We start from the raw sequence: 11679 nt of genomic DNA, 5'->3' as shown, positions 1-11679 counted from the left end.
ATCGGTGATCGGTGGCCGGGTGGCACTCAAGCTCGACCCCGACCTGCTGGGACGGCTCGCGCAGCACCTGGACGTCGTCCTCGTGTCCGCCACCAACGGCAAGACCACCACGACCCGGCTGATCGCCGAGGCACTGCGGGCCAGCGGCCCGGTGGTCTCCAACGCCCCCGGCGCCGCGCGCGTTCCGGCCGGGATCAGCCGATGTGGTACGAGTCCCCGTAGACCTTCCAGTCCAGCGGGGTGTTCAGGGCGAGGTTGCCCTTCTTGAGCCAGACCCGCTGGGCGGTGTCGACGCGGCTCGTGTCGCTGTGCGCCTCCTCCTGCTTCATCGCCCAGACGCGGGCGTCGAGGAAGGCGTTCAGCCAGGTGGTCTCGTTGCCGCCCTGCGCCGGGGGCTTGGCCTTGGACAGGGCGCGCTTGCGGATGTTGCGGAAGCTGGTGGAGTCGGTGCCGTCGCCGTGCATCACGATGGCGTCGTAGTACGCGAACTGGCCGAGCGCGCCGACCCCGTCGGCCTTGCCCTGGTTCACGGCCGGGTTGAAGTACACCCGGTCCCGCTCGTGGTCCTGGGCCTGCTTGAAGGCGGAGTCGCCCGCGGCCTTGGCCCAGTCCTTGGTGAAGTTCGGGTCGAGGCCCTTGTGCGAGGGGGTGCCGTTGACCTTGCGCAGGGCGGGGAGGTACTTGGCGAGGACGTTGTCCGGCTTGACGCTCGTGTAGTACTCGACGAGGTCGAGCATGTCGCCGGTGCCGGAACAGAAGCCGATGATCCCGGCGGTGTAGCCGCGGTCGTCGTCTATGTCCTCGATGTACTTGTACTGCGCCTTCCAGTCCAGCGAGGAGTTCTCCGCGCTGGACACGATCTGCATGGCGACGTCCTTCTTCGCCGGGTCGTCCAGGCCGGTCGCCTTGGCGCCGAACGCGGCTGCCGAGAGGGGGGCGGCGGCCGCGGGGGAGGTGGCGGGCGTGGCGTGGGCCGCGACCGGGACGGCGAGGACGGCCGCGCCGAGGAGGGCCCCGACGGCCAGCCTCGTGCGACGCGCGTTAATGGTGCGGAAATGAGGGGTGAACACGACGCCTCCAGGGGGGAGTTGGTGCGCTCCGCTTATGTTAGGAAACTTACCTATCATATAAACGGGCGCGTCGAACACCCCTCCGGCACGGTGTGACGGTGGGTCAACGGGGCTTACTGGAACGACTCCTACCGCGGCGATGCCTACCGCAGGGGCGCCTGCTGGAGCGGTACGGGCCGCTGCGCGGCGGCGGGCGCCGGCTCGGGATCGAGCCGCAGCGGCGGCGGCGGGCCCTGCGGCAGAGCCAGGCTCACGACGCCGCACGGCACGGCCCCGGTCGCGTACGGCAGCCGCAGGCGGCCCTCGCGCGACCACAGCCCGGTGCCGACCCATCCGGTGGGCGCCCCGAGCCGGAAGACGTACCGGTCCGCCGGGCGCCACAGCGCGATCCCGGCGGCGCCCGCGGCGGCCCCCGGGCCCGGCTCGTCGATCCGCAGCGCCACCGCACAGCTCTCCGGCATCAGCATCTGCCCGGGCTGCACCGCGAACGGCACCGCCGTCGCCCCCTCGGCCCGCAGGCACTCCGGGAAGCGCACCGGCCGCGAACTGCCCAGCACCCCCCAGCCCAACCGGGCCCCCTCGCCCGGCGACGGCGCGTCCGAGCGGATCAGCAGCAGCCCGCTGTCCGGGTCGGCCAGCAGCAGGTGGTCGTCGCTGGCCTCGGTGATCTGGAGCAGCGGCGAGACCTCGCCGCCCCGCCCCAGGTCCACCACGACGGCCTTGGTGCGCCCGTCCCGCTCCCGGTCCAGGGCCAGCAACCGCCCCTCCCGGTCCAGCCAGACGCCCCCCGAGCAGTTCCCGGGCACCTCGGCGACCCACTCGGGCCCGAAGCTGCCGCCGGCCACCTGCCACACCGTCGTGGAGCGCTCGCCGACGGCCAGGGCGTAGGCGCTGCGCCCGTCCGGCGCGGGCGGCAGCAGGGTCAGGCGCCCGCACTCCAGGGCGCCCAGCGGCAGTTGCCCGGTGCGCGGACCGGTGTGCGGGCCGCCGTGCGTGCCGGTGGGGTAGAGCAGGGAGAACGCGTGGTGCCCGGCGACCCGGCGGTGGATCAGCACCCGCCCGTCGGCCAGCGGGAGGACCTCGCTGTCGGCCTCCTCGGGCTGCTCCAGCGGGAGCGGGACGGCGTACGGCTCGGGCCCGTCCAGGGTCCACCGCTCGGGGTAGCGGGCCTGCCCCTCGCCGGCCAGTCGGGCGGCGTACGACCCGTCCGCCGCGACGACGAACGCCGGGCGCGGGGGCCCGGCGGGCCTGGTCGGCACGGCCGGTGCGGCGTCCCCCTCCTTGGCCGTCGGCCCGTCGTCCGCCGGTCCTTCGGGCACCGCGGCGGCCCCGGCCGCGCCCTCGGTGGCGGCCTCCGCCGCGGCTCGTGTCACCGGCTCCTCAACAGCACAGGCAGTCATCTGTGCGTCACCTCCGGTGAGGAAGCTAGTTTTCGTACTCCCTGCCGAGCGGTACGACCCAGCCCGCTTCACACGTACGGGTGGCCGCCCGGCGGTTCGGCTGTGGTGGGGGAGACGATTGTGCTGAGCGATATCGGGGCGTTTAGGGTTAGGTATACCTAACCGGGGCCCTCGCCCCGTCTCCGCCCCCACCCCCAGGAGTTGTGACATGTCCTTCCGACGCCGCGGCGCGGCCGCCGTCGCCCTCGCCACCGCAGCCACGCTCGTCCTCACCGCCTGCGGCGGCCAGGACGACAAGGCGGGCAAGGACGCCCCGGCCTCGGGCGGCGACAAGAAGGCCGTCGCGCAGGGGGGCAAGGACTTCTCCGACGCCGCGAAGAAGACCGCGGCCTTCGGGACCACCGCCGCGGCCGGACAGTTCCCGCGCACCATCAACCACGCGATGGGCGCCACCGAACTCAAGGCCGCCCCCCAGCGGGTCGTGGTCCTGGACGTCGGCGAACTCGACAACGTCGTCTCGCTCGGCCTCCAGCCCGTCGGCTACGCGCCCACCGAGGGCGACGAGGGCATCCCCGGCTACCTCAAGAACGACGCGGGCACCCCCAAGTCGGTGGGCACCATCAACAGCCTCAACCTGGAGGCGATCAACGCCCTCAAGCCCGACCTGATCCTCGGCAGCCAGCTGCGCTCCGCCGACAAGTACGCGGCCCTGTCGAAGATCGCCCCGACCGTCTTCTCCATCCGCCCGGGCTTCCCGTGGAAGGAGAACTACCTCCTGAACGCGGCCGCGCTGGACAAGACCGCCGAGGCCAAGGCCAAGCTCGACGCCTACCAGGCCAAGGCGAAGAAGCTCGGCGACGACCTCGGCGAGCACAAGCCGACCGTCACCATGCTGCGCTACATGCCGGGCAAGACCCGCCTGTACGCCGGGGCCTCCTTCATCGGCACGATCCTCAAGGACACCGGCATCCCGCGCCCGAAGAACCAGCAGGTCGAGGAGCTGGCCGTGGAGGTCAGCCCCGAGCGCATGGACGAGGCCGCCGCCGACTGGATCTTCACCGGCGTCTACGGCGCCAAGGACAAGACCAAGCGGGACTCCGCCGAGGACAACCCGCTCTGGAAGAACCTGGACGCGGTCAAGAAGGGCCAGGCCAAGGACGTACCGGACGAGACCTGGTACCTCGGTCTCGGCGTGACCGCCGCCGACAAGGTCCTCGACGACCTGCGGACCTTCCTCGGCAAGTAACACCCGCCGCCCCGGGGCACCCCCCGCTGGTCGGCGGGGGGTGCGCCACGGACGGTAGCCTTGGCCCGTGCCCCGTCTCTCTGAAGTCATCGCCGCGCTGGACGCTCTCTGGCCCCCCTCGCAGGCCGAGCAGTGGGACGCCGTCGGAACCGTCTGCGGCGACCCCGACGCCGAGGTCTCCCGGGTCCTGTTCGCGGTCGACCCGGTGCAGGACATCGTCGACGAGGCGGTGAAGCTGGGCGCCGACCTGATCGTCACCCACCACCCGCTCTACCTGCGCGGCACCACCACCGTCGAGGCGGGCACCTTCAAGGGCCGCGTCGTGCACACGCTGATCAAGAACGACATCGCGCTGCACGTCGCCCACACCAACGCCGACAGCGCCGACCCCGGGGTCTCCGACGCCCTCGCGGGCGCGCTGGACCTGCGCGTCACCGGGCCGCTCGTGCCCGACCCCACCGACCCCGAGGGCCGCCGCGGCCTGGGCCGGATCTGCGCGCTCGACCACCCCGAGACCCTGCGCGAGTTCGCCGCGCGGGCCGCCGCCCGGCTCCCGCACACCGCGCAGGGCATCCGCGCCGCCGGCGACCCGGACGCGCTGATCCGCACCGTGGCCGTCAGCGGCGGCTCCGGCGACAGCCTCTTCGACCAGGTGCGGGCGGCCGGCGTGGACGCCTTCCTCACCGCCGACCTGCGCCACCACCCGGTGTCCGAGGCGCGCGAGCGGTCCCCGCTCGCCCTCGTCGACGCCGCCCACTGGGCCACCGAGTGGCCCTGGTGCGAGCAGGCCGCAGCGCAGCTCGACGCGATCTCCGAGCGCCACGGCTGGGGTCTGCGTACCCACGTCTCGCGCACGGTCACCGACCCCTGGACGGCGCACGCGCCGTCCGTTTCCGCCCCTTCTCTCCCTGGAGCCCCCAACTGAACGCCGAGCCCGCCGACCAGATCCGACTTCTCGACGTCCAGGCCCTGGACGTGCGGCTGTCCCAGCTCGACCACAAGCGCACCTCGCTGCCCGAGCACCTGGAGCTGGAGTCCCTGACCAGCGACCTGACACAGCAGCGCGACCTCCTCGTCGCCGCGCAGACGCAGGAGAGCGACGCCGCCCGCGAGCAGGTCAAGGCCGAGCAGGACGTGGACCAGGTCCGCACCCGCGCGGTGCGCGACCAGGCCCGCCTGGACTCCGGCGTGGGCGTCTCCGCCCGTGACCTGGCGAACCTGCAGAGCGAGCTGGTCTCCCTCGCCAAGCGCCAGGGCGACCTGGAGGACGTCGTCCTCGACGTCATGGAGCGCCGCGAGGCCGCCGCCGAGCGCGTCGCCGGCCTGACCGGGCGCGTCACCGAACTCCAGGGCAAGGCCGACGACGCCACCGTGCGCCGCGACGCCGCCCTCGCCGCCTTCGACGCGGACACCGCGAAGGTCGCCAAGGACCGCGAGCTGATCGTCGCCTCGATCCCGGCGCCGCTCATCGCCCTGTACGAGAAGATCCGGGCCAAGCAGAACGGCGTCGGCGCGGCCAAGCTGTACCAGCGCCGCTGCGAGGGCTGCCGCCTGGAGCTCGACATGGCCGAGGTCAACGAGATCAAGAGCGCGGCCCGCGACGAGGTCGTCCGGCACGAGAACTGCGGCCGCATCCTGGTCCGTACGGCGGACTCGGGCATCTGATGCCGCGCGTGGTCGTCGAGGCGGACGGCGGCTCCCGGGGCAACCCGGGGCCCGCCGGCTACGGCGCGGTGGTCCTCGACCCGACGACGGGGGAGACCCTCGCCGAGCGGGCCGAGTTCATCGGCGTCGCCACCAACAACGTGGCCGAGTACAAGGGCCTGGTGGCGGGCCTCACGGCGGTCCGCGAGCTGTTCCCCGACGCCACGGTGCTGGTGCGGATGGACTCCAAGCTCGTCGTCGAGCAGATGTCCGGCCGCTGGAAGATCAAGCACCCGGACATGAAGCCGCTGGCGGCCGAGGCGGCGCGGATCCTGCCGCGCGCCCAGGTCACCTACGAGTGGATCCCGCGCGAGCGGAACAAGCACGCCGACCGGCTCGCCAACGAGGCGATGGACGCGGGCAAGCGGGGCCGCCAGTGGGAGCCGTCCGCCTCCTCGGCCGCCCTCGACCGCGGCGCGGCCCGGGCGCTGGCCACCCCGCCGCCGTCGGGTCCGCCCGGTGACGCCGCGGCGGGCCTCGCCGCGGCCCGCGCCGCGCTCGCGGGGACCCGTATCGCCCCCGTCGCGCTGCCCGCCGAGGCGGACACCCTGTTCGCGCAGGCGCCCGCCCCGGAACCGCAGGCCGCGCGGGAGCAGGCTCCGGCCGCGAGCACGCCCGGCTGGGGGGCGCCCGACCTCGGGACGCCCGCCACCTTCGTGCTGCTGCGGCACGGCGAGACCGCCCTCACCCCGCAGAAGCGCTTCTCCGGGAGCGGCGGCAGCGACCCCGAGCTCTCCGCGGCCGGGCGCCGCCAGGCCGAGGCCGTGGCCGCCGCACTCGCCGCCCGCGGCACCGTGCAGGCGATCGTCAGCTCCCCGCTGCGTCGCTGCCGCGAGACCGCGCAGGCCGTCGCCGACCGGCTCGCCCTGCCCGTCACGGTCGAAGAAGGGCTGCGCGAGACGGACTTCGGCGCCTGGGAGGGCCTCACCTTCGGCGAGGTGCGGGAGCGCTACCCGGACGACCTCGACGCCTGGCTCAAGTCCGCGAAGGCGGCCCCCACCGGCGGCGGCGAGAGCTTCGCCGCCGTCACCCGCCGGGTCGCCGCCACCCGCGACCGGCTGCTGGCCGCGCACGCGGGCCGCACGGCCCTGCTGGTCACGCACGTGACCCCGGTCAAGACCCTGGTCCGGCTCGCGCTGGGGGCCCCGCCGGAATCCCTGTTCCGGATGGAACTGTCCGCGGCCTCGCTCTCGGCGGTCGCCTACTACGCCGACGGCAACGCCTCGCTGCGGCTGCTGAACGACACCTCGCACCTGCGGTAGGTGCGCGACCCCGGGTACGAGACCCGCAAACGGCTCCGGCCCGCACTCTTCAGTGCGGGCCGGAGCCGTTCTTCGTCAGGCGCGCAGACCGACACAGGCTGTACGCCGGGTTCTGTCGCCCGGTGATCTCGCGATCGCCGGGGAGACGGCCATCCATCTAGGACCGGCGTTGCCGCCGGTCTCGTGCGGTCTACCCGCGGACTCGGGCGGGCAGCCCTCGAACGTCCGCGCAGAGCCGTCCGGAGACGACTCCTCTTGACCTTGCTCCGGGTGGGGTTTACCTAGCCGCCTGAGTCACCTCAGGCGCTGGTGGTCTCTTACACCACCGTTTCACCCTTACCCGGGACCGGAGTCCCGGGCGGTCTGTTTTCTGTGGCACTGTCCCGCGGGTCACCCCGGGTGGCCGTTAGCCACCACCCTGCCCTGTGGAGCCCGGACGTTCCTCGGCGGGATCCGAAGACCCCGACGCGGCCGCCCGCCTGTGTCGTTCTGCGCTGCGCCCATGCTACCCGGCCGCCGGGGCCGGACTAGGCCACCGTGAACAGGACGCCCGTCGCGCCCGAGGGGTCCGCCGAGGTCAGCGTGACCCGGATCCGCGACCCCAGCGGGAGCGGGGCCGCGGCGGACTCGACCCGGCCCACCACCGCCGGTTCCTCCAGGTGGACCGTGCCCACCTTCGGCTCGTGGTCCTTGACGTCGATCACCGTGGCCTCGAAGGTCTCGCCCACGTGGTCCTTGAGCAGCGCCGCCTCCACCAGGTCCACCGAACCCCGCTCCACCGCGTTGGCCAGCCGGGTGCCGTCCGCCATCTCCTTCGGCAGGGCCGCCAGCGCCTCCACCGCCCACGCGGGCGCAGCCGTGCCCGCCACCGCGGCCAGGCACAGCTCGCCGCTGTAGCGGTCGACGAGCCGCCGCAGCGGGGCCGTGCAGTGCGCGTACGGCGCCGCGACCGCCGCGTGCAGCGCCGGGGAGGGGACCTCGCCGCCGGTGAAGGCGGTGTACCCGGCCCCGCGCAGCAGGGCCGTGCACTCCTGGAGGAACGCCGCGTGCGCCGGGCGGTGCGGGTCCAGGGAACGGACCAGCTGCGCGTACGGCACGTGGTGCGGCCAGTCGATGCGCAGCGCCCGCGCGGTGCGGCGCAGCCGGCCGACCGCGCCGTCGGGGGCCGAGGGCAGGGTGCGCAGGATGCCGGTGCCCGCCGCGAGCATCAGGTCCGCGGCCGCCATGCCCGTCATCAGGGAGATCTGGGCGTTCCAGCCGTCCGCGGGCAGCGGGGCCCGGTAGGCCAGCGTGTAGCGGCCGTCGCGCTCGACGACCTCCTGCTCGGGCACGTTCAGCGAGATCCCGCCGCGCTCGGTCTCCAGCGCCTCGCGCAGCGTCCCGATGTCCCGCAGCAGGGCCAGGGGCTCCTCGGCGGTGCCGGCGTCGATGGCCCGCTGGACGCCCTCGTAGTCCAGCTTGGCCCGGCTCCGTACGAGCGCGCGGCGGACGTCGGTGCCCACCACCCGGCCGTCCGCGTCCAGGTCGAGCCGCCACAGCAGGGCCGGGCGGTCCTGGTCCGGCAGCAGGCTGGCCGCGCCCTCCGAGAGCACCGGCGGATGCAGCGGGACCTTCCCGTCGGGGAAGTACAGGGTCGTCACGCGGCGGTGCGCCTCGGCGTCCAGGGCGCCGTCCGGGGTGACGAAGGCGGCCACGTCCGCGATGGCGTAGTGCACCCGGAAGCCGCCGCCCGGGCGCCGGGCCAGGTGCATCGCCTGGTCCAGGTCGACGGAGGTCGGCGGGTCGATGGTGAACAGCGGGATCCCGGTGGCGTCCAGCTCGGGCAGCCGGGGCGCCCGGGCGGCCTCCTCGGCCTCGGCCCGTACGGCCGGGGGAAAGTCCTGGGGCACGCCCAGCCGTGTCCGCAGGTCGCGCAGCGCGGCCGACAGCGCGGCCCCGTCGGCGCCGGTGATGTGCAGGTGACGGCGTGGCATGGACCGAGCCTATGGCCGGTGCGGCGGGGCGGCGCGGCGAGCCGACTACTGTGGCGGTGGGGCCGCACCCCTGCTCGTACCGCATCGAAGGAGAACCACCGTGCTCGTGCTGCTGCCGCCGTCCGAAGGAAAGGCCGCCGGCGGCTCCGGCGCGCCCCTGAAGGCGGAGGAACTCTCCCTGCCGGGGCTGGCCGCCGCCCGAGCGGCGGTGCTGGAGGAACTGGTCGAGCTGTGCGCGGCCGACGAGGACAAGGCGCGCGAGGTGCTCGGGCTCAGCGAGGGGCTGCGCGGGGAGGTCGCGAAGAACGCGGGCCTGCGCGGGGCCGTCGCGCGACCGGCCGGGGAGATCTACACCGGGGTGCTCTACGACGCCCTCGGGCTGGCCGATCTGACGCCGGGGGCGCGGGAGCTGGCGGACCGCTCGCTGCTGGTCTTCTCCGGGCTGTGGGGCGCGGTCCGGGTGACGGACCGGATCCCCTCCTACCGCTGCTCGATGGGCGTCAAGCTGCCGGGGCTGGGGGCGCTGGGGGCGTACTGGCGCACCCCGATGGCGTCGGTGATGCCGGAGGCGGCGGGGGACGGGCTGGTCCTGGACCTGCGGTCGGCGGCGTACGGGGCGGCGTGGAAGCCGAAGGGGGAGGTGGCGGGGCGGACGGCGACGGTGCGGGTGCTGCACTCGCAGGTGGTGGACGGGGTGGAGAAGCGGTCCGTGGTGAGCCACTTCAACAAGGCCACCAAGGGGCGGCTGGTCCGTGACCTGCTGCTGGCTTCGGCGGTGCCGGTGGGGCCGGGCGAGCTCGTCACGGCCCTGCGGGACCTCGGCTTCACGGTGGAGGCAGAGCCGCCCGCGAAGCCGGGCCGCCCTTGGTCCCTCGACGTGATCGTCACCCAGATCCACTGACCCCCCGCGCCTCAATCGCCGGCGGGGCTGGGCATGTCAGCCCGTCCGGCGTTTGAGGACCGGGTCCGGGCGGAGCCCGGGAGGCGGTGGGGCGGGCGAAGGACTTCGGGTGCGGGCCGACCGCCGGGGCTCCGCCCCGGACCCCGCGCCTCAAACGCCGGCGAGGCTGGATGGGCGGGGCCGGATCGGTCCGGCGATTTCAGCGCGTCCGGCGTTTGAGGACCGGGCCCGGGTGGGGTCAGCGGCCCAGGGGCCAGGCTACGGCTTGGGGGGTGTGGGGGGTGGTGCCCGCGTACTGGGCGCAGGCGTCGGTCAGGGTCTCCAGGAGGGTGAGCGGGTCCGGGAGCCCGTGCTCCATGCCGCGGATCCAGCTGACCGCGAGGTCACCGGGGAGGACGGCCGGGGGGACGAGGACGTAGCTGCCGCGGCAGTGCCACCGCAGCCCGGGGTGCTCGTCCATGGTCTCGGGATGGCAGTCCAGCTCGCACGGCCACCACTCGTCCTCGTCCTCCGGCGTACCCCGCGTCGCGGTGAAGAAGAGCATCCGCGCGTGGTCGCCCGTACCGCCGGACTCGGCGACCGGCCCCACCTCGACACCGGCGGCCAACAGCCGCTCCAGCGCGCTGAGCCCGGCCTCCAGCGGGACGTCCAGGACGTCGTGGACCATGCCGGTCGCGGTGATGAAGTTCGCCTCGGGCTGGTTGCGGGCCCACCGCTCGACCTGCGCGCGGTCGGTGGTCGACTGCGTCTGCCAGGCGAAGGAGATCGGGTGCCGCGCGGGCGTGGGACAGCCGATGCGGTCGCACGAACATCGGTAGCCGGCGGGATGTGCGGCGGGGGACAGCGGCAGGCCCGCGGCGGCGACGGCCAGGAGCAGCGCTTCACGCTCGCGCCCCGAGTCCTCGGCAGCCGGTTTGGACCGGCGGCGCAGCCATTGGGAAATCCTGCTCTGCGGACCGCGCGTGACGCGGTCGGACCCTGACCCCATCTATCCCCTCACCTCACCGTTACCCCGGCAGATCCCACCATGGTCCCACCATCCTGCGCCCCGGGTGACCGCTCTCCCCAACCGGGGGCCTCCGGGCAGGGGGCGCGGATCCGTCAAGTACCCCTACAGAACCGCATATTTCAGCCAAGGTTTCTCGGCCGTTCGCGCCCAGGTCCCCGTCGGTGACTTTCGCCACCACGCCGTCGCGGCCAGAAACCACCCCATCGGTTCACTGCGCCGCCGCGCCGGAGGAGAGACGATTCTCTTCACACCCGGCCCACGTCCGTCGTGAGGAGCTTTCTTTGCGCAGAGACGCCACACCCCGGCGTTACCTGATGTGCCCACCCGCGCACTTCAAGGTCACGTATTCGATCAACCCGTGGATGGATCCCACGAAACCGGTCGACCTGCCCCTCGCCCTCGCCCAATGGGAAGACCTGAGGGACCGTTACCGCTCCCTCGGCCACACCGTCGAGACGCTCGCGCCGCAACCCGGCCTGCCCGACATGGTCTTCGCGGCGAACGGCGCGACCGTCATCGACGGCCGCGTCCTCGGGGCCCGCTTCGCGTACCCGGAGCGCGCCGCCGAGGCCGAGGCCCACTTGGACTGGTTCCGGGGGAACGGTTTCACGGAGGTGCACGAGCCGTCCCACATCAACGAGGGCGAGGGGGACTTCGCGGTCACCCGCTCCTACGTCCTGGCGGGCCGGGGCTTCCGCTCCAGTCCGCTCTCCCACGACGAGGCCCAGGAGTTCTTCGGCCGCCCGGTGATCGGCCTCGACCTGGTCGACCCGCGCTACTACCACCTGGACACCGCGCTCAGCGTCCTGGACGGCGACGAGGTCATGTACTACCCGGAGGCCTTCTCGCCGGGCAGCCGCTCGGTCCTGCGCCGCCTCTTCCCCGACGCCCTGCTCGCGTCCGGGCAGGACGCGGCGGCCCTCGGGCTCAACGCGGTCTCCGACGGCCGCCACGTCCTGCTCCCGCAGGCGGCGGCGGGCCTGGTGGCCCCGCTGCGCGCGCGGGGCTTCGAACCGGTCCCGATGGACCTGACCGAACTGCTCAAGGGCGGCGGCAGCGTGAAGTGCTGCACCCAGGAGCTGCGCCCGGCGCAGGGGGAGGTGGCGGGCTAGCC

At 73.9% G+C, this 11679-nt stretch carries 10 protein-coding genes, 1 other RNA gene and 1 pseudogene; 7 read left to right on the top strand and 5 right to left on the bottom strand.

The window, feature by feature from the left end; all coding sequences use genetic code 11:
• Positions 1–199 (top strand): annotated as a pseudogene (locus ACFWAR_RS24160) (DUF1727 domain-containing protein); the annotation flags it as partial.
• Here ACFWAR_RS24160 and ACFWAR_RS24155 read toward each other — a convergent pair.
• On the bottom strand, positions 195–1070 hold the full coding sequence (locus ACFWAR_RS24155) for a chitosanase (protein WP_385780680.1): 876 nt from the start codon (positions 1068–1070) through the stop codon (positions 195–197). The pseudogene ACFWAR_RS24160 and the gene ACFWAR_RS24155 overlap by 5 nt on opposite strands.
• A gap of 143 nt (positions 1071–1213) precedes the next feature.
• Positions 1214–2470, bottom strand: a complete 1257-nt coding sequence (locus ACFWAR_RS24150; RefSeq protein ID WP_385780677.1) for a hypothetical protein — start codon at positions 2468–2470, stop codon at positions 1214–1216.
• Between the two features lie 208 nt (positions 2471–2678).
• Between ACFWAR_RS24150 and ACFWAR_RS24145 the strand changes: the two genes are divergently transcribed.
• From ACFWAR_RS24145 to ACFWAR_RS24130, 4 genes are all read left to right on the top strand, one after another.
• Positions 2679–3716, top strand: a complete 1038-nt coding sequence (locus ACFWAR_RS24145; RefSeq protein WP_385780674.1) for an ABC transporter substrate-binding protein — start codon at positions 2679–2681, stop codon at positions 3714–3716.
• A gap of 67 nt (positions 3717–3783) precedes the next feature.
• Complete coding sequence (locus ACFWAR_RS24140; RefSeq protein WP_385780671.1) at positions 3784–4641, top strand: Nif3-like dinuclear metal center hexameric protein; 858 nt, start codon at positions 3784–3786, stop codon at positions 4639–4641.
• Complete coding sequence (locus tag ACFWAR_RS24135) at positions 4638–5381, top strand: zinc ribbon domain-containing protein (RefSeq protein WP_385780690.1); 744 nt, start codon at positions 4638–4640, stop codon at positions 5379–5381. Before ACFWAR_RS24140 ends, ACFWAR_RS24135 begins: the two co-directional genes overlap by 4 nt.
• The gene (locus ACFWAR_RS24130; protein WP_385780668.1) at positions 5381–6682 is read left to right on the top strand and encodes a bifunctional RNase H/acid phosphatase; all 1302 of its coding nucleotides are present in this window, start codon (positions 5381–5383) and stop codon (positions 6680–6682) included. The genes ACFWAR_RS24135 and ACFWAR_RS24130 overlap by 1 nt, the downstream gene beginning before the upstream one ends.
• An 85-nt stretch (positions 6683–6767) precedes the next feature.
• Here the strand turns inward: ACFWAR_RS24130 and rnpB are convergent.
• Together rnpB and ACFWAR_RS24120 are read right to left on the bottom strand one after the other, a co-directional pair.
• Positions 6768–7169: RNase P RNA component class A (gene rnpB, locus ACFWAR_RS24125), an RNA gene on the bottom strand.
• A gap of 40 nt (positions 7170–7209) precedes the next feature.
• Positions 7210–8655, bottom strand: a complete 1446-nt coding sequence (locus ACFWAR_RS24120; RefSeq protein WP_385780665.1) for an RNB domain-containing ribonuclease — start codon at positions 8653–8655, stop codon at positions 7210–7212.
• 100 nt (positions 8656–8755) lie between these two features.
• Here ACFWAR_RS24120 and yaaA point away from each other — a divergent pair, with 100 nt between their 5' ends.
• Complete coding sequence (gene yaaA / locus ACFWAR_RS24115) at positions 8756–9556, top strand: peroxide stress protein YaaA (protein WP_385780662.1); 801 nt, start codon at positions 8756–8758, stop codon at positions 9554–9556.
• 238 nt (positions 9557–9794) lie between these two features.
• On the opposite strand, the gene ACFWAR_RS24110 is transcribed toward yaaA, so the two are convergent.
• Entirely contained in the window at positions 9795–10544 is a 750-nt protein-coding gene (locus ACFWAR_RS24110) for a bifunctional DNA primase/polymerase (RefSeq protein ID WP_385780659.1), read from the bottom strand.
• Positions 10545–10726: 182 nt separating this feature from the next.
• Between ACFWAR_RS24110 and ddaH the strand changes: the two genes are divergently transcribed.
• Complete coding sequence (ddaH, locus tag ACFWAR_RS24105) at positions 10727–11677, top strand: dimethylargininase (protein WP_385780656.1); 951 nt, start codon at positions 10727–10729, stop codon at positions 11675–11677.
• Positions 11678–11679: the final 2 nt, after the last annotated feature.

The sequence above is a fragment of the Streptomyces sp. NPDC059917 genome, from assembly GCF_042730635.1.
Classification (GTDB): domain Bacteria; phylum Actinomycetota; class Actinomycetes; order Streptomycetales; family Streptomycetaceae; genus Streptomyces.
This window is presented reverse-complemented; position numbering and strand designations above follow the sequence as displayed.